We start from the raw sequence: 23431 nt of genomic DNA, 5'->3' as shown, positions 1-23431 counted from the left end.
CCGCAGATGGGACGGCAAAATGACCGCGGGTGTCAGCAAGGTGCGGTAGCCAGGGAGGAAGCGTCGTCGTGAGCAGCAGGCCATCCCGAGGCGCTGCTCGCCTCGCGGCGATACTCGACGCCCTGCCGGACGCGCTGTTGCTCGTCAACTGCAACGGCACGATCGTCAACGCCAACCACATCGCGCTGGAGTCCTTCGAGGCTCCGGGCACCGCCCTGGTCGGCCGTGGTCTGCTCGATCTGCTTCCCTCCTTCGATCCCAATCGCATTCCCGGGTCGATGCGGCGCCCCGACGAGGCACAGCGGGACGGCATCAAGCCCACCCGGATGATGGCCCGGCGCACCGACGGGGCACAGTTCCCCGTCGAGGTGACCAGCGCGAATCTGGAGGACGGGCGGACTCCTTACGCCGATCAGTACAGCTACACCGGCGATGAGCTGCTGATGCTCATCGTGCGCGACCTGACCGGGACGCTCGACACCGAGGCCGAACTCGCCCGTCAGCAGCGCCAGACCGAGATGATCCTGCGCGCGGCGGCGGAGGGCGTGGTCGGCGTGGACACCGAGGGCAAGGTGGTCCTCGTCAACCCGTCCGCCGCGCAGATCCTCGGCTACCGGGCCAGCGACATGGGCGGTCAGGAGCTTCACTCTCTTGTACACCACTCGCGCCCGGACGGTTCCCCCTTCCCGTACGAGGAGTCGCCCCTCGCCGACACCCTGCGCTCCGGCCGCAAGCACCGGGTGCGCGGCCAGGTGCTGTGGGCGAAGGACGGCAGCGAGGTCCCGGTCGATCTGACCACCGCGCCCGTCCGCGACGGCGAGCAACTCGTGGGCGCCGTGCTGACCTTCACCGACCGGCGTCCCGAGACGGCCATGGCGGCCCAGCACGCCGAGGAGGTCGAGAGCCTCACCACCCGGCACACGGAGAAGGTGGAGGGCCTCACCGCCCGGCACGCCGAGGAGGTGGAGGAGCTCACCACCCAGCACACCAAGGCCCTGGAGGAGCTGCGGGCGCAGCTCGCCGAGGAGCGCGCGCGGTACGCGGCACAGCTGGAGTCCGTCACCGCCCGGAACGGCCAGCTGCTCGCCGTGCTGGACCAGTCGCTGCGCGGACCGCTGCTCCAGCTGCGCCATGAGCTCGGTGTGCTCGCCGACGACCCGGCCGGGCAGCTGTGGCCCGAGGCCAACCAGATCCTGCACCACCTCGCCGCCGGCTACACCCGGATGACCACGCTCGTCGACAACGTCCTGAGCTATCAGCGGCTCGACGCGGACGGCGAGGAGCTGGCCCGCCGTACGGTCTCGATGGACGAGGTCGTATCGGCCGGTGTCGAGGGCGCGGTCGAGCTGATCGGCCCGGGGCGCGCGCAGTTCGCCGTGCACGCGCCGCCGATCGACACCGAGGTGGACCCGGAGCGGCTCGCCCAGGCGCTCGCGCATCTGATCGCGGACGTCGCCGGGGTCGACTCCACCGGCAACACCGCCGCGGGCGCCGCGGCGAGCGACTCCACGATCGTGGTCGCCGCGGCCCAGCGCGGCGATGTCGTACGGATCGAGGTCCGCGGACCGTACGCGGGCGGCGACCCGGTGCACGAACCGATCGTGCGCGGGATCGTACGCCAGCACGGGGGCGTGCTCCAGACCCATGAGATGCCGGGCATGGGCGGTCACGCCTACGTCCTGGAGGTGCCGATCTCGGCGGCGGCCGCCGCCGAGCAGGAGCGCGTGGACGGCAACGCCGCCGGACAGGGCGACGGTACGCGGGGGCAGGGCACCTCCGGTACGGGCACCGGCGTGGGTACGGGCACGGGTGCCGATACGGGCACGGGTGCCGATACGGGTACGGGCGCGGGTGCCGATACGGGCACGGGCGCGGGTGCCAGTACGGGTACGGGCGCCGGTACGGGCACCGCGGGCGGCAACCCCAGCGGCCAGACCCCGGCCGCACGCCACGGCCGGCACGGCGCGGCCCCCAGCGGCGCACCAGGCGACACCAGCGGCGGCGGTACGCAGGGCAACGGCACACAGGGCAACGGCACACAGGGCGGTACGCCTCCGCCCAACCTCCGTAAGGCCGACCCGAACACGGCTGGCCCTCGTACGGCCGATCCCCGTACCGCCGACCCGCGCACCGCCGCCCAGCAGGGCGCCCCGGGCGCGCCCGCCGCGCTGCCCGCGGTCGTCGGCGACAACACCGCGGCCCAGCAGGGGAGCGCGGTCGAGCCCGCGGACGCCCCACGGCCCACCGGGCGGCGCCGGGCGCGCCCCCACCCGGACGAGGACCCGTCGGCGGTCGCGGCCGCGAACCCCGCCCAGAACGCCGAGGGAGCCCCCACCGGCAGTCATCGCCACGCTCGTGGCGGCGCACCGGAAGCGGCCGGTCCGCAGCCGACGGGCCCCGCCGCCATGGGCGTTGTGCCGCCTCAGGGCATTCCCGCCCAGCAGCAGCCCCAGGGCCGCCGCGCCCGGCGCGGCGCCCCGGCGGAGGAGCAGGGCGGCCCTCAGGCCGCCGGTGCCCCCGCGCAGGGCGCGGGCGGCCGACCCGCCCTCGCCCTGCCCGCGGCGCCCTCCGACACGCCTCAGCAGCCCGCCCAGCCGGCCGCGTCGGGCATGCCCGCACTCCCCCCGGCCCGCACCCCCCAGGAACAACAGCCCAACTGGGGCCAGAACACCAGCGGCGGCCAACCACCGGAAACCCCGCCCACCGGACGACGCCGCGCCCGCCGCGCACTGGCCGATGCGCCGGAGTCGCCGACGCCCGACCAGGCCCAGGCGCAGGCCCCCGGCCAGGCGCAGGCCCCCGGCCAGCCGCAGCCGCAGCCCCAACCACAGCCACAGCCACAGCCACAGCCACAGCCACAGCAGGCCCAGCCACAACCGCAGCCGCAGGCAGCCGGGGAGCCCGGTCTCGTCCGCTCCCCCTTCGCGCTGCCCCCGGCCGCCGCCGACCGGGCGCAGCCCGGCGCGATGCCGCCGGAGCTCGGCCCGGCCGGGCTCGTCCCCGCACAGCACGGCACCCGCGACGGGCGGGGCGCGCCCCAGCCACAGCAGGGCGGGGGCCTGGCCGTACGAGGCGAGCCCGTACCGCCCAACGGCGCCGCACGGCCCGGGGGCTGGCCGTCCGACCCCGCCCAGGCGCAGGGCCAGGACCCGCGTCGGCCCCAGCCGCAGGCCCAGGGCTCCGGCCCCGCCCAGCCGGCCGCGTCGGGCATGCCCGCACTCCCCCCGGCCCGCACCCCCCAGGAACAACAGCCCAACTGGGGCCAGAGCACCAGCGGCGGCCAACCACCGGAAACCCCGCCCACCGGACGACGCCGCGCCCGCCGCCCGCTCGCCGAGGAGCAGCCGGAGGCGGCGCAGGCCGGTCCGCAGCCCGCGGAGACGGGCGGGCACCCACCGGCCCAGCCACCCGCCCAGCAGCCGGCGCAGTGGCCGGACGCGCCCGCGCAGCCCCGTCCGCAGCCGCTGCCCGCCGAGGCCCCGCCGAGCGCGGACACCACCCAGGGGCGCTCGATCAGCGTGCGTACCCTGGGCCAAGGGGTGCCGTTCGCCCAGCAGGTGGGGGAGCACCCCCAGGGCCAGCCCGCACAAGGCCAGCCGCAGGGCCGCCCGCCGCAGGGCCAGCCCCAGACTCCCTCCGGAGGCACCAGCACCGGGGGCGGCAGGCGCCGCAAGCTGGCCGCCCGCCCGGAGATGACGGACCAGGGCGCCTCGGCCGAACTCCAGCCGGCCGACAGCCGGGCGCATCCCCACACCGGGCCGCATGCGCACGGCGGCCAGCAGCCGCACACCGGACCGCAACCGCACCCAGGGCCGCAGACCGGCGCGCAGCCCCGCCCCCAGCCGGGGCCGGGGGCGCAGCCGCAGCGTGCGGCGGGCCCGTCGCAGAGCTCGGGCCGTACGTTCGCCATCGGCGCGCCGGACGAGGGCGCCGAGGGGCCGGAGCCGCTGGACGGGCCCAATGGCGCCGTCGAGATCGTCGACGACCGCACCCCGCCGCCCGACGACGAGCTGCCGCCCGAGCCGCTGGACAACCCGCGCCGCCTCCTCGTGTGGCCCGCGCCGGACATGTCCACCCAGCAGGCGCTGAGCGACCGCGGCTACCGTCCGGTGATCGTGAACTCCCGTGAGGAGGTGGACGCGCAGATCGCCGCGTACCCGGCGGCGCTGTTCGTCGACCCGCTGACCGGGCCGATCACCCGGACCGCGCTCCAGTCGCTGCGTACCGCCGCCGTCGCGGCCGAGGTGCCGGTGCTGGTGACCGCGGGGCTCGGCCAGGCGACGCGGGAAGCGGCGTACGGCGCCGACCCGGCCGTCCTGCTCAAGGCGCTCGCCCCGCGCGACAGCGAGCAGCATCCGCCGCGCGTTCTGCTGATCGAGGAGCACGAGCCGATCGCGGCGGCGCTGACGGCGACGCTCGAACGGCGCGGGATGCACGTCGCCCGCGCGGCGACGGACGCGGACGCGGTCTCGCTCGCGGGGCAGATGCGGCCGAACCTGGTGGTCATGGACCTGATGCAGGTACGCCGCCGCAGGGCCGGGATCGTCGACTGGCTGCGCGGCAACGGGCTGCTCAACCGCACCCCGCTGGTCGTCTACACCTCCGCGGACATCGATCCGGCGAATCTGTCGCGGCTGGCCTCGGGCGAAACGGTGCTGTTCCTCGCGGAGCGCTCGACGAGCGCGGAGGTGCAGGCGCGGATCGTGGACCTGCTGGCGAAGATCGGCACCAACTGACGCCCGCCGGCCTTACGGAGGCGTGCGGACCGTAAGGGGACACTCAGGGCTCCTCAAGGGGACACTCAAGGCTCCTTACGGTGGTGCGCGGCCCGCGATCCTTACGGTCCTTACGGTGATGCGCGGCCACCGTAAGGAGACGCCCGCCTCCTTACGGTGGCCGCGTTGCCGACGGTGGGGCAGGGGCGTCGGTCGCCCCACGCCCCGGCCCCACCGTCCCTCAGCCTCGGCCCAGCGTGGTCACATCCAGCTCCCCGTCCGCGTACCGCTTGCGGATGACCTTCTTGTCGAACTTCCCCACGCTCGTCTTCGGCACCGCCGGGATCAGCGCCCAGTGCTCCGGCAGCTGCCAGCGCGCCACCCGTTCGGCGAGAAAGGCCCGCAGGTCCGCGTAGTCGACCGTGGCGCCGTCCGTCAGCACCACCGTGGCCAGCGGACGCTCTCCCCACTTCTCGTCCGGCACCGCCACCACCGCGGCCTCGGCGACCTCCGGGTGGGCCATCAGCTGGTTCTCCAGCTCGACCGAGGAGATCCACTCGCCGCCCGACTTGATGACGTCCTTGGCCCGGTCGGTCAGCGTCAGATAGCAGTCGGGGGTGATGGTGCCGACGTCGCCGGTCTTCAGCCAGCCGTCCTCGGTGAACTTGTCCTCGGGGCGGAACGGCTCGCCGTCCGCCCCTCCGTAGTACGCGCCCGCGATCCACGGCCCGCGCACCTCCAGCTCCCCCGGCGTCTTCCCGTCCCACGGCACGAGTTCGCCGTCCGCCGAGATCAGCCGGCATTCGACGGACGCCGGGAAGCGTCCCTGCGACAGCCGGAACGGCCAGGCGTCCTCCGCCGAGAGGCCGCCCGGTGGATGGGCCACGGAGCCGAGCGGAGAGGTCTCCGTCATGCCCCACGCATGGACGACGCGGATGCCGTGGCGCTCCTCGTACGCCTTCATCAGGGAGGGCGGGCAGGCCGAGCCGCCGATGAAGACATTCCGCAGACAGCTCACCTCCCGCGGCCGCGCGTCGAGTTCGGCGAGCAGCCCCTGCCAGACGGTGGGGACGGCGGCGGCGATGGTGGGGCGCTCGCGCTCGATCATCTCGGCGAGCGGCTCGGGCTGGAGAAAGCGGTCGGGCATGAGTATCGAGGCGCCCGCCATGAAGGCGGCGTGTGCGGTGCCCCATGCGTTGGCGTGGAACATGGGCACCACCGGCAGCAGGGTGTCGCCCCCGGACATCCCGAACGACTCGGCGGTGTTGACCTGCATCGAGTGCAGATAGATGGAACGGTGGCTATAGGCCACGCCCTTGGGCTCCCCGGTCGTCCCCGAGGTGTAGCAGAGCGCGGCGGCCTGGCGTTCGTCGATCTCCGGCCAGGCGTACTGCCAAGGCCGGCCCTCGATCAGCTCCTCGTAGTCATGCACCCGGGCGGTGCAGCCGTCCAGGACGGAGCGGTCGCCGGGGCCGGTGACCACGATGTGCTTCACGGTGGTGAGGCCGGGGAGGATCGGGGCGAGCAGCGGCAGCACGGAGCCGTTGACGATGATCACGCGGTCGGCGGCGTGGTTCACGATCCAGCCGAGCTGATCGGCAGGCAGCCGGAGGTTCAGGGTGTGCAGCACGGCGCCCATGGACGGGACGGCGAGATACGCCTCCAGGTGCTCGGTGTTGTTCCACATCAAGGTGGCCACGGCCTGCCCCGGTTCGACCCCGAGCTCATCACGCAGCGCGTTCGCCAACTGGGTCGACCGCACACCCACTTCGTGGAAGCTGCGGCGCCGCGGCTCGCCCTCGCCGGTCCAGGTGGTCACATGGGCCGTACGGCCGTGCACGAGTGCCCCGTGCACGAGGATGCGGGTCACGGTCAGCGGTACGTCCTGCATCGTGCTGAGCACCGGGGCCTCCAGGGTTCCGGTTACGCGCGGTCAGAGGTTCCGCCGATTGTGCAGCCGACCAGCCGGTATGTCACTACCCCCCGGGGCCCGTCTCGTCCCGCCCTGTCGAGTCGCGCCTCCCGGCCGGTCGGGTCACGTCCCCTGCCCGGCCGGGCCAGGCCGCCCGCCGGGTCGGAATCGCGTCTCCCGGCCCGTCGGGTCACGCCGCGTGGCCGGGATCCGTGGCCGCGTGGCCGGGATCAGTCACGCGGCGTGGCCCAAGTCCGTCACGCGGCGGCGTGGCCAAGCTCCGGGTCCTCGCGGAGCTTGCCGAGGGCGCGTGAGACCGCGCTCTTGACGGTGCCGACCGACACCCCGAGGACCTCCGCCGTCTGCGCCTCGCTCAGGTCCTCGTAGTACCTGAGGACTACCATCGCCCGCTGACGGTCCGGCAGCCGCAGTACGGCGCGCCACAGCGCGTCGCGGACGACCTGCCGTTCGGCCGGGTCCGGGGCGGGCACCGTCTCGGGCTCGGGCAGCTCATCGCAGACGAATTCGTCGATCTTGCGCTTGCGCCACTGCGAGGTGCGGGTGTTGACCAGGGCGCGCCGCACATAGCCGTCCAGCGCGTTGTGGTCCTCGATGCGCTCCCACGCCAGGTACGTCTTGGTCAGCGCGGTCTGGAGCAGATCCTCGGCGTCGCAGACGTTGGAGGTCAGCGAGCGGGCGGTGCGCAGCAGCACGGGCCCCCGCGCCCGTACGTACGAGCTGAACGACGGGAACGCGGCCGCGGATACGCCTGTGCACACGGTCGTGGTCATGGCTCAACGCTAGAAGCGAGCAGGTCGAAGCGGATCGGCCATAAGTGCCGAAGGCGGATCAGCCTCAGGGTGTACGGGTGGGGCTGGCACCACCTACTGCGGGGGGAGGGGGCGGGTGGAGGGTCAGGGTTCTTCCCGGGGATTCTCCGGGTCGGCCGGGCTGTCCGGGTCCTGCGGACTCTGCCGGTCTTCCGGGCTCTCCGGGCTCTCCGAGTTCTCCGGGATCTCCGGGCTCTCCGGGAGTCACGCTTCCGGAGGCCGGGGCGTGTTGGCGCCCACGGCGGCTCACTTGATGATCGCGACCGGCGCGTCCACCTTGTTGCGGTCGATGCGCAACTTCCGGCCGCCGTGCGTCACATCCACATTGCCCTTGTACTGGTGGATGCGGCGGTGCGGATTCCACGCGCTCCCGGCCAGCGTCGGCTCCCCGTAGAGCGACGCCTTACCGCTCCAGCGCGCGAACCACATCACGGAGGGCAGGTCATGGACCCCGGCCCGGCGGGCCTGCTCCATATGGCGCACCCCGGACTCGGCGCTGCTGTAGAAGCCGGGGAAGAAGCCGCGCGAGCGGACCTCGCGGTTCCAGCCGCGGATGAAGGAGAGCGTCTTGGCGGCGCAGCTCGTCTTTTTCAGGTCGTACGCCTCCATGTCGAGGTAGAGCGCGCTGCGCTTCTTCAGGGACAGCGCCTTGGCGCGGGCCACCGCGTCCTTGCCCTCCGTCTGCCCCTGGGAGAAGGGCTTGCCGCCGATGGGCACATGCTTCTTGTTGGTGTTGCGGACGCAAGGGGACTGGGATCCGACGAAGATGGGCAGCACCCGCCACTTCATGCTCTTGACGCCGCGCATCCAGGAGACGGTGAGGTTGGGCTGGCTCGCACAGGCCCGGCCACGGCCCGCGTAATAGACGCCGACGGCCCGGTAGCGGGAGCTGTTCCACGCGCGCAGGGTGGCGAGGGAGGGCGCATGGCAGGTGTCGAAGGCCCAGCCCTCGTAGACCTCGGCGCCCAGGGGGCGGGGGTCGGGCAGGACCTCCGCCGAGGCGGCGGGGGTGGCACCGGCGATCGCGGTGGCAAGTGCCGCGGCCAGACCGGCGGTCCAGCCCGTGACCTGCCATCCGCTCTGCCTGCTTCGAGTCATACTTCGGGTCATACGACGAGTGAAGGTGGAGCTCGGCGGCCCGATACCGCCGACACGCGCGCGGTTCAGCCGTCTGCGCCGAGGAGAAGCCCGGATGTCGGTACCCCGGTGCCAGCGGTGACCAGGGCGCGGGCGGCCCCCGGCACCTGGTTGACGGAGGTGCCGCGGATCTGGCGGACGGCCTCGGCGATCCCGTTCATCCCATGCAGATACGCCTCACCGAGCTGACCGCCGTGCGTATTGAGCGGCAGCGCGTCCTCGGCGACGAATCCGGCCGCCTCACCGCGCCCGCAGAAGCCGAACTCCTCCAGCTGCATCAGCACAAATGGCGTGAAGTGGTCGTAGAGGATGGCCACGTCGATGTCGGCGGGGGTCAGTCCGCCGCTACGCCACAGCTGACGGGCGACCACCCCCATCTCGGGCAGCCCCGTCAGATCGTCGCGGTAGAAGCTCGTCATCTGCTCCTGGCCACGGCCCGCGCCCTGCGCCGCGGCCGTGATCACGGCGGGCGGACGCGGCAGATCGCGCGCCCGCTCCACGCTGGTGACCACGATCGCCTGGCCGCCGTCCGTCTCCTGACAGCAGTCGAGCAGCCGCAGCGGCTCGACGATCCAGCGGGAGGCAGCGTGCTCGGCGAGGGTGATCGGCTTGCCGTGGAAATACGCGGCCGGGTTGGTGGCCGCGTGACGGCGGTCGGTGACCGCCACATGGCCGAAAACCTCAGGTTTCAGCCCGTAGGCGTACAGATAGCGCTGCGCGGCCATGGCAACCCAGGAGGCCGGGGTCAGCAGCCCGAAGGGCAGCGACCAGCCCAGCGCGGCGCCCTCGGCGGACGGCTCGCGGTGCTGTACGCCGGAGCCGAAGCGGCGCCCCGAGCGCTCGTTGAACGCGCGGTAGCAGACGACGACCTCGGCGACCCCGGTCGCGACCGCGAGCGCGGCCTGCTGCACGGTGGCGCAGGCCGCGCCGCCGCCGTAGTGGACGCGCGAGAAGAAGGTGAGATCGCCGATGCCGCACGCCTGCGCCACGGAGATCTCGGGGCTGGTGTCCATGGTGAAGGTGACCAGCCCGTCCACATCGGCCGGGGTGAGCCCCGCATCGTCAAGGGCCGCGTGGACGGCCTCGACCGCCAGCTTCAGCTCGCTGCGGCCCGAGTCCTTGGAGAACTCGGTGGCGCCGATGCCGACGATGGCGGCCCGGCCACCCAGGGTGTCCGCTTTGCGGGCGCTCATCGGGCGTCCGCTGTCGCGGGGATGTCGGTCGTGGGGATGTCGGCGGCCGCGGGGACGTCGGCTGTCGCGCGGACATCGGCTGTCGCGCGGACGTCGCTGGGGAGCCGCACCGTGACCTTGCCGGTCACATGGTGGCCGATGCCGTTCCTGCCGATGACGGCGACCTCCGCCGTGCCCTCCGCGACCGAGGTGACCTCGCCCGTCAACACCATCTCATCCCCGGGGTAGTTGGGCGCCCCGAGCCGGATCGCGACCTTACGGAGCCGCGCCCGCGGCCCGAAGTGATCGGTGATGTACCGGCCGACCAGCCCATTGGTGGTGAGGATGTTCATGAAGATGTCCGGGGAGCCCTTCTCCCTGGCAGCCTCGGCGTCGTGGTGCACATCCTGGTAGTCCCGGGATGCGAGGGCGCCTGCGACGATCAGGGTCCGGGTGATCGGGATACGCAGCGGGGGCAGCTCATCGCCCGTACGCACCGTCATAGGGCCGCCTCCTCGTCCGTCCCTCATGCCACGTCCGTTCCCCTCATTCCTCACGCCCCTCACGCCTCCGCGCCCCGGAACACGGGCAGCTCCAGCTCCTCGTCCACACGCAGGAACTCCAGCTCGACGGGCATGCCGATGCGCACCTTGTCGTACGGCACCCCGGTGATGCCGCTGACCATCCGCACCCCCTCCGCGAGCTCGATCAGGCCGACCGCGTAGGGCGGGTCGAAGGCGGGGAACGGCGGATGGTGCATGACCACATAGCTGAACACCGTGCCGGCGCCGGACGCCTCGACCGCCTCCCACCGCTGGGAACCGCACCCCCCACACCCGGGCAGCCAGGGGAAGCGCGGGGCGCCGCAGTCCAGGCAGCGCTGGATGAGCAGCTGATGCCGGGCGACGCCCTCCCAGAAACCGGCGTTGTCGCGGTTGATGACGGGGCGGGGGCGGCGGGGACGGTCGGCCGTGGGCTCCGGCTCCCGATTCGTCTCCGAGGCCGGTTTCGGCTCCGGCTTCGCCTTCGTCTTCGGCCGCGCGGGTGCGTACTTGAGGATGCGGAAGCGGTGGGTGCCGACCAGCTCACCGCCGTCGCCGTCCTCACCGTCCCCCGCGCGGACGTTCATCCGGGTGGTGACGAAGTATCCGGTGCCCAGCTTGGTGGTCTTGCGCGGCGACACCGACTCGATGACCGCGTCGAAGGTGACCTGGTCGCCGGGGCGCAGCGGCCTCAGATACTCCTGCTCGCAGTCGGTGGCGACCACCGAGGCGCAGCCCGCGTCGTCGAGCAACGCCAGCAGCTCGTCGTACGCCTCGGAGCGGGCCGAACCGCCGGGGTGCCCGGCCAGCCCGCCCATCGTCCACGCTTGCAGCATCGTCGGCGGGGCGATACCCGGATAGGCGGGGTTGGTGTCGCCCATCGCCTCGCACCAGTGCCTGATCATCGGCTCGTTGACGGGGTCCCGGCCCGTGCCGCCGCTCGCGGCCGTCCGTCCCTCGTACGCCTTCAGCCGTCCGTACAGCTCGTCCGGGTCAACACCCAGCTCATCGCGCGTCATCGCTTCCCCTGCCGCATGTCTGCCGTAGAAAGCCATCTGACTATCCGTCAGATAAATCGACGCTGTCAAGAACGCTGAAGCACACCACCACGCAAGGTCGCGCGATGGCATCGATACGCCATCGCGCGACCGTACGACCTCACCCGTCCCGTTTCGCTCAATGAATCACCACAGCTCACTCAGATCGATCGGACACCGCTTCGCGCCTGCGTCTCCCTTACGAGCGCTCACGATGGCGGCGACCTGCCTCCGTGTGATCGGGTCAGATCCCAGGAGCCACGCCCCGCCCTGGACGCGGAGAGCGGCGACGCGGCGATGACGCGGCCGGTACGGCCAAGACCTGTCCGGGTGTCCGCCATCTCGATTCCTCCGTTGCTCCGATTCCTCCGACGCTCGCTCGGGAAGCGTCGCGGAAGCAGAGTTGCCCACCGATTCCCGGACGATGCATATGAGCCGCTGGAATTACCACGCAAGCATGACGAACTTGTTTTAAACACCCCTCCCGCCCCCACTCCGGCCGACGCGCCAGTGCGCCGGTACACCACCTCGCCGGACGCCGGGGCGAGCCCTACAGGGGAGCCGGTTCCACATAATTTCGGCCATCCTCGGCGACTCGCCGGGCCCTCTTCCCATTACCGAACACTTGTCCGAAAATGGATGGCATGGCGAATCCCTCACTCGCCCATGCTCTTGCCCACGCCCTGACCGCCGCCGCCCATGGCTTCCGCGTGATCCCGCTGACCCGCGCGAAGCTGCCCGCCGTGCGCTCCCCCCACCACCACGACCCGGCGCCCCTGCCGTGCCGCGGTGAATGCGGGCGGCTGGGCCATGGAGTCCATGACGCGTCGGCGGACCCGCGGGCGATCCGCGCCCTGTTCGCCGCCGCCCCCTGGGCCACCGGCTACGGCATCGCCTGCGGATACGCCCCGTACCACCTCATCGGCATCGACCTCGACCTCAAGGACGGCCGGCCGGGATATCCCGGAAAGCCGGGAAAGCCGGGAAGACCTCAGGTGGCCGGGGGAGCGACGGGCGACCGGGACGGTCGGCCCTGGAGGCCCGATGCGAACCGTAAGGGCGTCATGGAGGACGGTGAGAACGGTAAGGACGGCACGGAAGCCGGCAAGAGCGGCCCGGAGCACGGTAAGGACGGCACGAACGGTCTGGCCGCCCTCGCCCGGCTGGCCCGCGAGCATGCCTTCCCCATCCCCCGTACGGTCACCGTGCTCACCCCGAGCGGTGGCCGCCATCTATGGCTGAGCGGCCCGCCCGGCCTCGCCGTCCCCAACTCCGCGGGCCGTCTGGCCCCCGGCATCGACGTCCGCGGGATGGGCGGCTATCTGGTCGGCCCCGGCTCATACGGTTCGCACGGCAGCTACCGCCTCGCGCCCGGCTCCCCCGCCTGGGACCCGGCCCCCGTCCCGGCCGCCCTGCTGCGCCTGCTCACACCCCCGCGCCCGGCCCCGCCCCGCTCGTACCGCCCCGGCCCGCCGTCCCGTGACCCGCACCCCGCCGCCCTGGAGGGGCTCGTACGGTTCGTCCGCGCCTCACGGGAGGGTCAGCGCAATGACCGGCTGTTCTGGGCGGCCTGCCGCGCCTACGAGACGGGCGCCGGGCCGGAGTTGGCCCCCGCCCTGATCGATGCCGCGCTCGACACCGGCCTGCCCCCGCACGAGGCCCGCGCCACCGTCGCCTCCGCGGCCCGCAGCGCCGCCCGCCACCTCCAGCCCCCGGAGGCGTGGGCCTGACGCGTGCCGGCCGAACGCCCGACGCCCTGGGCCGGATGAACGGAGCGGAGGCGCCAGACGTACGGCAGAACGCCAGAGGCGGCGCGATCCAGCGGTACACGGGCGGTGAGCCGTGCGCTATGGGAACGAAGAGCACTATCGTGACCACGCGACGAGGCGCTCCGTACAGGAACCGAGGGGCGCGGGCACCGAAGGACGTCGGAACCAGGCGGCGCAGGGGACCGAACGGCGCGGGGACGGGGCGACGTAGGGCCGAGCGGCTGTAGGACCAACCGGCATAGCCAGACGGCGCAGGAACCAGACGGCGCGGGCACCGAACGGCCCAGGAACCACACGCCCACTCGCCGGTGCTTCCGCCCCAGAGGCGGACAGTGAAGGGATTCCCGCTCTCCCCGCGACCGGTGCACCACGACCGGTGCCCAGTGCCCGGTGATCGGCCGACCGCCTCCGGCGCACCGGCACCGAGGCGCGAGCAGGGGGAGCATTGCACGAGCTCTACGCACAGGGGTGGTTCGCGGATGCCGCGTTACCCATAGGCGTCTGCGCGATGGTCACGTGGATCTCGCTGGTCCATCGCTTCGCCGACAAGGGCCGCCTGCTGGGGACCGTACGGTCCACGGCGCTGTGCTGCGGAATCATCGCCTGCACCTGCGCGGCGGCGCTGCTCACCATCACCCTGCTGCTGCCGCACGCCGCCGATGTGCCACCCGCCGTGGCCGCTGCCGCCGCGGGCGGGGCCCTGGCGCCTCGCGTCCGCCAGCAGCAGAACCAGCAGTCCACCCCGCCCTTCGTGGCCGTGATCACGCTGGGCATCGCGGTACTGCTGAGCGAGCTGGAACGACGGCTCGTCCACGACATGTACATCCACTGCCACCGGCTGGTCAGGGACTTCCAGAACGTGGCCCAGCTGCGCATATTCGCCTTCGAGGCCCGCCGCCACCTGCGCGGCTGCGCCCCCGCGGCCAAGGACAAGACGACGATCAACACCCTGTACGAGGAGGTCGACCAGCTCCTGGACGACGCGGCCAAGGTCGAGGCCGACATCGAGGCGAAGTGCCGGCAGCGCGAGGTCCAGGAGTTCCCGCCGGATCTGCACACCCCGACCCGTGAGGAGGCGGAGGACCGCCGCCAGGCCCTGGCGATGGCCATGGACGCCTGCGTCCGCATGCTGGAGTTCGGCTACCGCACCGGCAAGCGCAGCGGCGACCGGGAACTCATACGCCTCCGGGACGAGGCCCTGACGGTGCGCGCACTCGCCACGACGGGCACGCCACACCCCTGAAGCGACACAGGACAACACGCCAACGCCCGCCGGGGATATCCACAGAAACCCTCACCCGACACGCCCTCAAGGAACAAAGACAAAGGCATCGGACCCATCGCCCAGCCCATGCGCCCGGCGGGGCCCGTCGTCCTTGGGCTCCACAAAACTGATCTTGACGTCCAGCTCCAGGGCCTCGGCCACGGCAGCGAGGCTCCGCAACGTCAAATTCTCATCCCCGGACAGTATTTGACTCACCCGTCCCGGGCTGACGCCCATGAGCCGGGCGAGGTCAGCACGGCTCATGTCCCGCTTGCCCAGCAACCCCGCGACCTCCACAGTGGCCTGACGCGCCAGCCGGGCCCCCGCGCGGTCCGCGGCCTCCGCCTTCTCACCTTTGCTCTTCCACGGCACGCTCAATCACCCTCCCAGCGCATGGTGCCGACGTCGGGCTTCGAGCGCCCTCGTTTACAGATTCCCACCTTTAGCTACAACTAAAAGCCCACTTCCGGGATCCCCACCCACGACCAACCCTCCACACCGCCGGTCGCCAGCCCTGACCTGCACCAACACCCCACCCATAGCTTTTCGGCCAGATCTACCCACCACCGGGCCTGGCACCGGCACCACGCGCCTCGGCGAAGCGCAGCCCGCCTCTAACATCCGCACCGTGAAAATCGGCGAAGCAAAGGCTCCCTCTGACGAAGCCCCCTACGTACGCTTCCAGAGCCCGATCCGGAACCAGCGCGGTTACTTCACCGGGGTGTTCGGTCTCGTCAACCTCCTGGCACGGAACGGAAAGCTGCCCCCCGAGCAGGAGCGCTTCAGACGAGCCAACAACGACTGGTACAACGCGGCCTACCCCGACCCCTCAACCGCGGACCCAACGGTCTACGACCACAAGCTCCACCCCGGAGCAGCGGCCTGGTTCAAGTCCACGTCCCAGCATCTGATCGCGCGGGTGGACGGCTACCTGGAGATCCTCGCCGCTCATGGAATCGAGTGCCGAATGATCCAGTCGTCCAACCCGGGGAGGATCGTCTACGAGGACGAGCACCAGATCGTCGTCGTACCACACGAGAACCCAACTTGAGCCACGGCCGGCATCAAAGTGCAATTCCAACGCCCCAGGGCGAGCCGCCGAGCACGCAGAAGGGGTGCCCCCGTACCAGGGGCACCTCTTCTGACCAGCTAATTCGCTGACCTCGGCGGAGGCTGAGGGATTTGAACCCTCGGTGACATCGCTGCCACGACGGTTTTCAAGAGCGATGCGGTGTCCCGATCCAACCAGCCTCTGAGCTGCACAGATGTGAGGATCGCGCGCCCCCACTGGGCGGCTGGCCCACACATGGCCCACAGGCCCCGGAATTGCGCCTCAGGATCGCGCCGCCGGTTGATGTCAGCGTTGATGTCAGGTGACGCTTGCTGCCAGCGTCTCCATGGAGGTCACCACCGCGACAGCTCCAGCCGCGGACAGAGCATCCGCCTTGCCCGGCTTGTTGGCGTACCCGATCGTCTTCATGTCGGCCGCATGGGCGGCCTCGACGTCCCGGACCGCATCCCCGATGAACAGGCATTCGCCAGGTTTCGCGTCAGCCGCGCGCATGGCTGCGATGAGGAGTTCCGGCGAAGGCTTCATCGACTCTGGCCGACCGGCGGTACGACCGAAAGTGCCCGCGACCAGGTCGCGGAGCCCGTGATCGGATAGGTACCGGTCGATGGCCGCCGTTGCGTTGTTGCTGACCACCCACACCGAGCGGCCGGTAGCGGCGCAGGCTTCCATGAAGGCGACGCCCCCCGGCGTAGGTCGGGCCCGCTCAACGGCCTCGACTTCTAGTTGGGTGAGGTGCGAATCCGCTGCTGAGACCAGGTCTTCCCGAGTCTCAGCGATACGGCGGAGCATCGCCAAGGGGTCGGACTCCTCGTGCCCCGGCGGTGCACCGTCGGGGCCGCTCAGGAGTGCAGCCAGACTTCGGGCGACGTCACCGGCAGAGAAGCCCGCGAAGACCGAGCACACTGGGCCGTCGAAGTCGAGTAGCACGTGCCGTACGGGGGCCAGGGTTCCATCGAGGGTCTCGGGTGCCATGATCATGCCTCGCGTTCGTAGGCGATTGTGTCCCAGATGCTCTCGAACCACTTCGTGGCCTGCTGAACGTACTGCGACCCCATCGACTCTCCGTCAGGACCGGCAGCGTGGTGGAAGAGCGTCGTGTCCTTGCCGGTGATGTCGAAGAACGTACGGGCTTCCCCCTCGACCGTGAGAGTGCGCTCTCGCAGCGGATAGAAGCCGAAGAACACGTCACGGTGATTCAGAACGTAGAGCTTGAAGAGTGACGTCGCACGGTAGACCTTGACCTCCACCGTCGCCTTCTCGACGAGGCCGAGTTCGGCCAGCACCTCGACCGAGTGCTTTATGCCGGCCGCGTGCGTCAGGGCGATGTCCCGGGCGCGGTTGCGTAGGGCCGGGTCGTCCGCGAGGCCGTCCACGAGCGTGGGCACCGCCATGGGGGCTGTGGTGTCAGGCAGGAGCAACCGCACCGTGATCGACTCGGGGCGGAGTCGCCCCGTGCGGATCTTATCGAGTGGTTCCTGCATCGCGCCGTGCAACGTCTCGCTGCTGAATCCCGCGAAGTCCACCGTCACGTGCGGATCCGCGAAGGCCATTTCGAGGTGGGGACGCAGGCCGACAGGTCGTTCCGTGCGCTCCCGCACAAAGGAGCCGGACCCCTTGCGGGTCACGATCAGCCCTTCGTCCCTCAGCAGGTCCAGCGCCTTGCCCACCGTCCCGCGGGCTACCTCGAACCGCTTGGCCAGGTCCGGGCCTGACGGCAACTGCGTTCCGGGCTCGAACTTCCTTGTGAGGATTTCCGCTCGTAGAACGCTGCTGACCTGCATGTACGGCGGTCGGTCGTCGTTCGGGTCAAGGCTCATTCCGCCATGGTAAGGCACCTGCCCAGCCTGAGCGAGCCACCCATCTTGGTTGACCTGCTTAAGCAGGTTGGCTATGTTGAACACGTCGCCACCGAGCAAGACCGGAGGCGGCACGGAGGGCCTTCTTTGGGCTGCTCCGTAGCGCCCGGAAGCCCTTCACAAGGGGGTGAAAGGAAGCGCCTGCTGCTTGAGAACTTCATAGGTCCCAGCCAAAGCCGCTGATGGGAGGTGTACGGCATGGCTGGTGGCAGACCAACGGACGGCGCGTAGAGCGTCCCTGCGGGGTCGAGGGTGCAACTCCCTCCCCGTCCGCCATCCGCTCGGAACTCCCGAGCGGTCCGGGCCGGATCATGCGGCCCGCTTTCCCCAACGGCGCGCGGCTCCGGTGCTCGGAACACCGGAGCCGCTTTCGGGCCGTACCACCTTGGAAGGAACCACGACCCATGAAGCACATCGGTGCACTTCAGGCGGTTGTTACCGCCGACCTGTCCGACCGCGAGCCGACCGCCGCGGAGCTGGACGCGATCGAGGACGAGATGCCGCTCATCGCAGCGGAAGTCGAGTTGCTGGATGTGCAGATCAGCCTGCTGGACCGGCCGGTCTCCGAGCTGGATGCGCGCCGTATCCGCCGGGCCCGGCGCCGGGTGCTGGCCGCGCGGCGGGCGTTGGCGAACCGGGACGGGGCGATCTCGCCGGAGGTGGCCTGATGACGCAGGAGTTCACGGCGCAGATGTCCACCGGCGCTCGTGGGTGGCGCCTGTACGTGGTGCTGCTGAATACCTTCGAGATCTGGCCGGAGCACGACTTCGGCCGTGCCGCTCCGGTGCCGACGTTCACCGAACGCGCGGCGGCGCTCACCGCGCTGGGCTATGAGCTGGTGCCGGGCGCTGAGTGGGAGTGGTGCGAGACCCCCGACATCCCCGAAGACCTCTCCTCTCCGGTGTGCCTGATCGCGACGGTCCGGGTGCGTTCACGGGCGGGGGTGGACGCGTGAACGCGGTTCAGATCCGTTCAGCCGAGCGCGCTCTGTCGGTGGGCACATGGCTGATCGTCGCGGGCGCCATGCTCTACTCGGTCCTCACCGTCACCCCGCTGGCATCCGAGCACACCCCGGCCAAGTGGGCTTGGACCGCGCCGATTCTGCCGTTGGTGGTGGACGCCGCGGTGGTGATCGTGGTCCGCCTGGATGCGGTGCTGGCCCGGCTGGGCGGGCATGGCGGCCGGTGGCCGGTCGTGCTGCGGTGGATGACCGGCTGCATGACCCTGGCGCTGAACGTCGCCGATTCCGCGCTGAAGAAAGACCTGGTGGGCGTGGCCGTGCATGCGGTTGCGCCGTTGCTGCTGATCGTCACCGCGGAAACCGGGCTGGCCTACCGGCGGGCCATCGCTGCGGCTGTGACCGCGCTGGAAGCGGAGCAGCGCGCCGAGCGGGAGGCCCGCGAGAAGGCAGCGGCCGAACGCCGTGAGGCGGCCGAGCGGCGGGCCCGTGAGGAGCGCGAGCACGCCGCGATGCTGGCGCGTGAACAGCGTGAACACGAGGCCGGTCTCGCCCGTGAGCAAGCTGAGCGGGAGGAGCGGGCCCGCCGTGAGGAACGGGAGCGGGCCGAAGCCCGCGAACGTGCCGAGCGGGAAGAGCGTGAGCGCCGTGAGCGCGAGCGTGAACAGCGTGAGCGGGAGCGTGAACGCCGTGAACGCGAGGCCGCCCAGCGCCGTGAGGATGAGCGCCGCGAGCGGGAAGCCGCTGCGCGTCGTGAACAGCGGGAGCGCGAGGAGCGGGCCGAGCGTGAACGCGCCGCGCTGCTGGCCGCCGGTCCCGCGGTGGAGAAGTTCCCCGAGGACCGGGCCCGCGCGACCGTTCAGGCCGCGTTCGAGGCAGGACTGCCGGTGCGTGCCGCTGCCGAGCTGTGCGGCTGGTCTGTCGGCTGGGTCTCCACCCGCTACCAGGAACTGCGCGACCACGGTGCGACCACCACCCCCGTCCTCGAAGGAGCCGTCACGTGATCGCCGTTTGCCGTACCCGGACCCTGCGTACCCTGCGCGCTGACCTGATGACGGCCGAGGCCGAGGCCGAGGAGCCTCGGCGGGAAGCCGAGATCGTCACCGATTCCGCGATCCGCGCGGAGACCGCCCTTGAGGAGCTGCGCGCCGAACTGGTCCGCGCTACGGCCGATGCCGCCCGGCTGGAGGGAGAGCTGGAGACCCTGCGGGCGCAGTCCCTCCTCGATACCGAGGACCGGCAGGCGCTGCGGATGCTGCTCCGCACGGTCCGCAAGCAGAGCGCCCTGACTGACCGCGTCTACGTCCTCTTCCACCGCGGGGCCCTGCACAGCGTGCACGCCACTCTCGACGCAGCGGAGGCCGCGGCTGAAGCCGAGGGCGCGCCCCGCGAGGGGTGGACCGCGCACACGCCGGGCGCCGCTCTGCCCCCGGCCGCCGAGGTCCTGTGGCGGGTGCAGCCGCTCCCCCTCGGTGGTGCCCGGTGAGCCCGGCGTTCGGCAAGTGCTACGACCCTTCCGGCGCCCGCTACGGCATCCCCACTTTCCCGTGGCGCCTGGCGCCGGACGGCATGGCCACGCGCCGTCAGTTACGGGCCCGCGGGCTGCGGCCCGGTGGGCAGCCGATCGCAGCCCAGGTCATGCGGGCCAACCGCCGCGCCGGTGGGACGCAGGTCGCGTTCCTGTACCGGCTGGACCGGGCGAAGCGGGTGCGGCCGATGACGGCTGCGAAGTCCGCGGCGCTCGCCGCGGCGATGCTCGCGCGCCGTACCTGCCCCGCCTGCCGCACCGATGCCGGGTACTGCATCCCGACCTCCCTCGGCCTGTGCGTGACATGCGCCTACCCCGACGAACAGCGCCCCGCCTAACCCACTCCACTCCACCTCTTCCCGGGAGTTTCGCTGTGTCCAGCCGTACCCGTGCCCGCACCGTGAAGACCGCGGCGGGCGTCACCACCGTCCGTATCCCGCGCCAGCGTGGGCGCCGCTCTGCTGATCCGTTCGTGGTCGTGGTGCCCGAACGCCCGACCCTGACCCGCCTGGCCCTGGACGCCGCGGCGCGGTGGCTGTGGAAGCACCGCCGCGCGCTCGCCCCGCTCACCCTGAGCGTGCTGGCCTTCCCCGTCACCGCGCTCCTGCACGTGATGGCCTGGTGGTCCGCTCTGGTGCTCGCCCCCGCCGCCGCGGGCCCGCTGCTGTGGCTGGGCATCGCGCAGCGCCGTCGCCCGGCCAAGGGGGCGGAGGTGTGGGGCTGGCGCATAGCCGCGGCCCTGCTCGGCACCTCCGGTCTCGCCTGGGCCGCATCCGCCGCGGGGTTTGGCCCGCTGGCCGGTCCGCTGCCCCTGTGGTGGCTGCTGAACCTGATCGCCGCACAGACCACCTGGCTCATCGTCCGCCGCACCGCCAACTGACTTAAGGGGACCGTCTGATGGCTCAGCACACCAACGGCCAGCGCCCGCACCGGCCCACCAACGGCCGCGCGGACAACGGCAAAGGGAACAAGTTCGCCAACGCGGGCGCCGCGGCGGGCGGGTTCGTCGGCGCGATGGGCGGCTCGTTCGTCCCGCCGATCAACGTCACGGTCAACAACAACCGCAACAAGAACCACGCTGGCGGTGCCCGTCCGCACTCCGAAGCCCTGCTGCCTTCCCCGGAGTTCACCTCCCCGGCACAGGTGCGGTTCTACTGCAACAGCATCCGTGCAGCGGCCGTCACGCTGTCCATCGAGGTGGCCATGGGCGCCGAGATCCTCAAGGGTGTGCTGGCCGCGGTGCCGGACCCGGAGGGCAAGACGTTCGGCTCCCGGATCCGGGCGCAGAAGGTGGCCCGGAAGCTCCAGAAGTCCGCTGACGCTTTGCGGGATGCGGCCAAGAACGCCGCGGCTGCCTACGCCACGTTCCAGCAGCAGTACGAGGAAGAGATCAACCGCGTCCGTCACCGTGCCCGGCGCCCCCAGCAGCCGCGCATGGACTTCACCCAGCAGTAGAAAGGGAGGTGCGGCCATGACCCGCAACAACAGGGTGACCGCCTACAACGACGACGGCACCATGAACGGCTACACCATGGACCCGCGCGGCGGTTCCGGCGGGGGCAGCATCTCGGGGTACCTGCTGCACCGCGTCAAGCCCCACCTCCCCCCATGGCTCGGCATCGCCGGTGCGGGCCTGGCCGGGGCCCTCGGACACGAGCGGTGGGCCAACAGTGCCGGGGCCGGGGTCGGTCTGACCCTGGCGTCCGTGGCCCTGACCGGCACCACCTGGTGGGTCGGCCGCACCACCGGCAAACAGCGCCGTCTCCACTCAGCCATCACCGTGGCCGCCGGTTCGGCCTGGCTCACCGCCGCCTGCCTGGCCGGACCGACCACCGGCCCGATCGATGACCTCTACCTCATGGGCGGGCCCGGTGTGGCGCTGTCGTGGAACGTGCGCATGGCCATGCGCCGCACCGACGGGGCCGGGGAAGGCGCGGGCTCGGATAAGGGGCTGCTGGAGAAGGTCGGTTTGGCGCGGGCGCAGATCGGGGCCGCGAAGGTGGAGCCGAACCGCGTCACCGCCCCGATCGCTGGGGCGGCCGGGGAGCACACCCACGACGACGTGACGAAGGCGCTGGCCCACATCGCCTCCGCGCTCGACCTGCCGACGTCGGCCGTGCGATACACGCCCGATGCCGACTCGGCACGGCGCGGCGAGCTGGTGATCGTGCCGGAGGACATGCTGGCCGAGACGATCGAGTGGGAAGGCCCGTCCGACCTGGGCGGTTCGATCGCCGATCCGCTGGTCATCGGCCGCTACGACGACGGCGCCCCGCTGATGCTGTGGCTGCCGGGCGACCCGAGTCCGGAGGTCAAGCGGAACTCCACGCACCTGCTGATCGCGGGCGGTACCGGTTCGGGCAAGGGCGACGCGGCACTGAACCTGCTGACGGAGATTCTCTCCCGCCGCGATGTGCTGGTGTGGCTGTCGGACCCGAAGGCGTTCCAGGACTTCGGCCCGCTGCGTCCCGGTCTGGACTGGGGCGTGGAGGGCGGCCCCGACACCGAAGTCATGGTGGAGGGCGTCAAGGCAGCCATCCCGGCCCGGACACGCTGGCTCGGAGCCCACAGCTACCGCCAGTGGGTCCCCGAGTGCGCGCAGGTGCAGGACAGCTCCGAGCACACCTGCCGCCCGGACGGCCGCCCGTGTGGCTGCCCCGGGATGCCGTTCCTGGTCGCCTGGATGGAGGAGGCCGCGAACACCCTGCGCGCCCTGGGGGACGACGCGTTCACCGGCATCGCACAGGAGGCCCGTTCCGCCGGCATCTCTTTGGTGGTCTCGCTCCAGCGGCCGAGCTATGACCAGATGAGCACCAGCACCCGCGCCTCCCTGCCCTCCGTGCTCGCTCTCGGCTGCGACCCGCGCGATGAGGGGTTCTCCCTGCCGGATTCGGTGCTGGATGCAGGCGCACACCCCGGGGCGTGGGGCAACCGGCGCCCCGGGTACTGCTACCTGGTCACGCCCGGCGTCCCCGAGGACCGTTACCCCTCTCCGGGCCGTACGCGGGCGTTCAGCCACCGCGCGGTCTCGCTCATGGAGGTGCTGGCCTCTTGGGCACAGCGCAACGGCGCCACCGCCGACCCCATCACCGCGGGCGCAGCCTCCGGGGTCGCCGGACGCCTCTACACCGGCCGCACCGCTGCCGGGGACGACCAGGCGGCGGCGCCGGACGCCGTGGAGGAGGACGAGGACGGCATGGAGTACGGGCTGTTGGTGGACCCCGAGGACGCCGACATCGACCCCGAGGCCGAGCTGCCCGAGGCCGAGCAGGGCGATGACGCCCCGATCTTCGGCCAGGAGAGCGGCCACAAGCCCTCCCCGGCCGAGGCACGGCAGCTCTTCGCCCGCGCGCTGGAGGAGTTCGAGGAAGAGGGCCGGATGGTCGTGGGTCCGAAGGACTTCACGGACTGGTGCGACCGGAACAACCTCTCCCGCCCCTGGGTGTCCGCGCGGCTGAAGGAGGCCGCGATGGAGGGCCGTCTGGAGGCGACCAACACCACCGGCCGGTGGCGCATCGTCCCCGCCCTGACGGCCGCCTGACACCTGACACCGTCACGGCCCCTGACACCCAAACCCCTAGGCAAACCCGCTGTCAGAAACGCGTGACGCCCCGGCGTGACACCCCTGACACCCGAGCC

General features: G+C 71.6%; 21 protein-coding genes. 12 read left to right on the top strand and 9 right to left on the bottom strand.

The window, feature by feature from the left end:
• Positions 1 to 68 precede the first annotated feature (68 nt).
• Positions 69 to 4736, top strand: a complete 4668-nt coding sequence (locus tag NQU54_RS16955; RefSeq protein WP_257631791.1) for a hybrid sensor histidine kinase/response regulator — start codon at positions 69 to 71, stop codon at positions 4734 to 4736.
• Positions 4737 to 4956: 220 nt separating this feature from the next.
• On the opposite strand, the gene NQU54_RS16950 is transcribed toward NQU54_RS16955, so the two are convergent.
• From NQU54_RS16950 to NQU54_RS16925, 6 genes are all read right to left on the bottom strand, one after another.
• Positions 4957 to 6618 carry a long-chain fatty acid--CoA ligase gene (locus NQU54_RS16950; RefSeq protein ID WP_257631790.1) on the bottom strand — a complete coding sequence of 554 codons (1662 nt, stop codon included), beginning with the start codon at positions 6616 to 6618 and terminating at the stop codon, positions 4957 to 4959.
• A 266-nt stretch (positions 6619 to 6884) separates the two neighbouring features.
• The gene (locus NQU54_RS16945) at positions 6885 to 7418 is read right to left on the bottom strand and encodes a SigE family RNA polymerase sigma factor (protein ID WP_257631789.1); all 534 of its coding nucleotides are present in this window, start codon (positions 7416 to 7418) and stop codon (positions 6885 to 6887) included.
• 285 nt (positions 7419 to 7703) lie between these two features.
• Positions 7704 to 8555 carry a DUF1906 domain-containing protein gene (locus tag NQU54_RS16940; RefSeq protein WP_257631788.1) on the bottom strand — a complete coding sequence of 284 codons (852 nt, stop codon included), beginning with the start codon at positions 8553 to 8555 and terminating at the stop codon, positions 7704 to 7706.
• A gap of 65 nt (positions 8556 to 8620) precedes the next feature.
• Entirely contained in the window at positions 8621 to 9787 is a 1167-nt protein-coding gene (locus tag NQU54_RS16935) for a lipid-transfer protein (protein ID WP_257631787.1), read from the bottom strand.
• Positions 9784 to 10269 carry a MaoC family dehydratase gene (locus NQU54_RS16930; RefSeq protein WP_257631786.1) on the bottom strand — a complete coding sequence of 162 codons (486 nt, stop codon included), beginning with the start codon at positions 10267 to 10269 and terminating at the stop codon, positions 9784 to 9786. Before NQU54_RS16930 ends, NQU54_RS16935 begins: the two co-directional genes overlap by 4 nt.
• Positions 10270 to 10328: 59 nt before the next feature.
• Positions 10329 to 11327: a bifunctional MaoC family dehydratase N-terminal/OB-fold nucleic acid binding domain-containing protein gene (locus NQU54_RS16925; RefSeq protein WP_257631785.1), complete on the bottom strand. Its 999-nt coding sequence runs from the start codon at positions 11325 to 11327 to the stop codon at positions 10329 to 10331.
• Positions 11328 to 11989: 662 nt separating this feature from the next.
• Here NQU54_RS16925 and NQU54_RS16920 point away from each other — a divergent pair.
• Complete coding sequence (locus NQU54_RS16920; protein ID WP_257631784.1) at positions 11990 to 13075, top strand: bifunctional DNA primase/polymerase; 1086 nt, start codon at positions 11990 to 11992, stop codon at positions 13073 to 13075.
• Between the two features lie 484 nt (positions 13076 to 13559).
• Positions 13560 to 14357 carry a hypothetical protein gene (locus NQU54_RS16915; RefSeq protein WP_257631783.1) on the top strand — a complete coding sequence of 266 codons (798 nt, stop codon included), beginning with the start codon at positions 13560 to 13562 and terminating at the stop codon, positions 14355 to 14357.
• Between the two features lie 66 nt (positions 14358 to 14423).
• Here NQU54_RS16915 and NQU54_RS16910 read toward each other — a convergent pair whose 3' ends face one another.
• Positions 14424 to 14750, bottom strand: a complete 327-nt coding sequence (locus NQU54_RS16910; RefSeq protein WP_257631782.1) for a helix-turn-helix domain-containing protein — start codon at positions 14748 to 14750, stop codon at positions 14424 to 14426.
• A 256-nt stretch (positions 14751 to 15006) separates the two neighbouring features.
• On the opposite strand from NQU54_RS16910, the gene NQU54_RS16905 reads away from it, so the two are divergent.
• Positions 15007 to 15429, top strand: coding sequence for a hypothetical protein (locus NQU54_RS16905; RefSeq protein WP_257631781.1), 423 nt, complete (start codon positions 15007 to 15009; stop codon positions 15427 to 15429).
• A gap of 318 nt (positions 15430 to 15747) precedes the next feature.
• Here NQU54_RS16905 and NQU54_RS16900 read toward each other — a convergent pair whose 3' ends face one another.
• Positions 15748 to 16428, bottom strand: a complete 681-nt coding sequence (locus NQU54_RS16900; RefSeq protein WP_257631780.1) for an HAD family hydrolase — start codon at positions 16426 to 16428, stop codon at positions 15748 to 15750.
• A complete protein-coding gene (locus tag NQU54_RS16895) occupies positions 16425 to 17267 on the bottom strand; it encodes a GntR family transcriptional regulator (RefSeq protein ID WP_257631779.1) in 843 nt (280 codons plus the stop codon). Before NQU54_RS16895 ends, NQU54_RS16900 begins: the two co-directional genes overlap by 4 nt.
• A 443-nt stretch (positions 17268 to 17710) precedes the next feature.
• Between NQU54_RS16895 and NQU54_RS16890 the strand changes: the two genes are divergently transcribed.
• The 8 genes from NQU54_RS16890 to traB are packed head-to-tail and all read left to right on the top strand — an operon-like array spanning position 17711 to position 23333.
• Positions 17711 to 17974 carry a DUF6284 family protein gene (locus NQU54_RS16890; protein WP_257631778.1) on the top strand — a complete coding sequence of 88 codons (264 nt, stop codon included), beginning with the start codon at positions 17711 to 17713 and terminating at the stop codon, positions 17972 to 17974.
• Entirely contained in the window at positions 17974 to 18261 is a 288-nt protein-coding gene (locus NQU54_RS16885; protein WP_257631777.1) for a DUF6303 family protein, read from the top strand. Before NQU54_RS16890 ends, NQU54_RS16885 begins: the two co-directional genes overlap by 1 nt.
• The gene (locus NQU54_RS16880) at positions 18258 to 19268 is read left to right on the top strand and encodes a DUF2637 domain-containing protein (RefSeq protein WP_257631776.1); all 1011 of its coding nucleotides are present in this window, start codon (positions 18258 to 18260) and stop codon (positions 19266 to 19268) included. The genes NQU54_RS16885 and NQU54_RS16880 overlap by 4 nt, the downstream gene beginning before the upstream one ends.
• A complete protein-coding gene (locus NQU54_RS16875; RefSeq protein WP_257631775.1) occupies positions 19265 to 19750 on the top strand; it encodes a hypothetical protein in 486 nt (161 codons plus the stop codon). Before NQU54_RS16880 ends, NQU54_RS16875 begins: the two co-directional genes overlap by 4 nt.
• On the top strand, positions 19747 to 20130 hold the full coding sequence (locus NQU54_RS16870) for an RRQRL motif-containing zinc-binding protein (RefSeq protein WP_257631774.1): 384 nt from the start codon (positions 19747 to 19749) through the stop codon (positions 20128 to 20130). Before NQU54_RS16875 ends, NQU54_RS16870 begins: the two co-directional genes overlap by 4 nt.
• A 35-nt stretch (positions 20131 to 20165) precedes the next feature.
• Positions 20166 to 20672, top strand: coding sequence for a hypothetical protein (locus NQU54_RS16865; RefSeq protein ID WP_257631773.1), 507 nt, complete (start codon positions 20166 to 20168; stop codon positions 20670 to 20672).
• Positions 20673 to 20689: 17 nt separating this feature from the next.
• Positions 20690 to 21247: a plasmid transfer protein TraA gene (traA, locus tag NQU54_RS16860; RefSeq protein WP_257631772.1), complete on the top strand. Its 558-nt coding sequence runs from the start codon at positions 20690 to 20692 to the stop codon at positions 21245 to 21247.
• 16 nt (positions 21248 to 21263) lie between these two features.
• Positions 21264 to 23333: a plasmid transfer protein TraB gene (traB, locus tag NQU54_RS16855; RefSeq protein ID WP_372505906.1), complete on the top strand. Its 2070-nt coding sequence runs from the start codon at positions 21264 to 21266 to the stop codon at positions 23331 to 23333.
• Positions 23334 to 23431 lie beyond the last annotated feature (98 nt).

Source organism: Streptomyces malaysiensis subsp. samsunensis, assembly GCF_024519315.1.
Taxonomy (GTDB): domain Bacteria; phylum Actinomycetota; class Actinomycetes; order Streptomycetales; family Streptomycetaceae; genus Streptomyces; species Streptomyces malaysiensis.
The sequence above is the reverse complement of the archived record's forward strand: the minus strand, read 5'-3'. Positions and strand labels throughout refer to the sequence as shown.

Excerpts from the sequence above, each read along its gene's own strand:
- NQU54_RS16945 (WP_257631789.1), bottom strand. The coding sequence starts at position 7,418 with ATGACCACGACCGTGTGCACAGGCGTATCCGCGGCCGCGTTCCCGTCG.
- NQU54_RS16940 (WP_257631788.1), bottom strand. The coding sequence starts at position 8,555 with ATGACTCGAAGCAGGCAGAGCGGATGGCAGGTCACGGGCTGGACCGCC.
- NQU54_RS16935 (WP_257631787.1), bottom strand. The coding sequence starts at position 9,787 with ATGAGCGCCCGCAAAGCGGACACCCTGGGTGGCCGGGCCGCCATCGTC.
- NQU54_RS16930 (WP_257631786.1), bottom strand. The coding sequence starts at position 10,269 with ATGACGGTGCGTACGGGCGATGAGCTGCCCCCGCTGCGTATCCCGATC.
- NQU54_RS16925 (WP_257631785.1), bottom strand. The coding sequence starts at position 11,327 with ATGACGCGCGATGAGCTGGGTGTTGACCCGGACGAGCTGTACGGACGG.
- NQU54_RS16920 (WP_257631784.1), top strand. The coding sequence starts at position 11,990 with ATGGCGAATCCCTCACTCGCCCATGCTCTTGCCCACGCCCTGACCGCC.
- NQU54_RS16900 (WP_257631780.1), bottom strand. The coding sequence starts at position 16,428 with ATGATCATGGCACCCGAGACCCTCGATGGAACCCTGGCCCCCGTACGG.
- NQU54_RS16895 (WP_257631779.1), bottom strand. The coding sequence starts at position 17,267 with ATGAGCCTTGACCCGAACGACGACCGACCGCCGTACATGCAGGTCAGC.
- NQU54_RS16890 (WP_257631778.1), top strand. The coding sequence starts at position 17,711 with ATGAAGCACATCGGTGCACTTCAGGCGGTTGTTACCGCCGACCTGTCC.
- NQU54_RS16885 (WP_257631777.1), top strand. The coding sequence starts at position 17,974 with ATGACGCAGGAGTTCACGGCGCAGATGTCCACCGGCGCTCGTGGGTGG.
- traA (WP_257631772.1), top strand. The coding sequence starts at position 20,690 with ATGGCTCAGCACACCAACGGCCAGCGCCCGCACCGGCCCACCAACGGC.
- traB (WP_372505906.1), top strand. The coding sequence starts at position 21,264 with ATGACCCGCAACAACAGGGTGACCGCCTACAACGACGACGGCACCATG.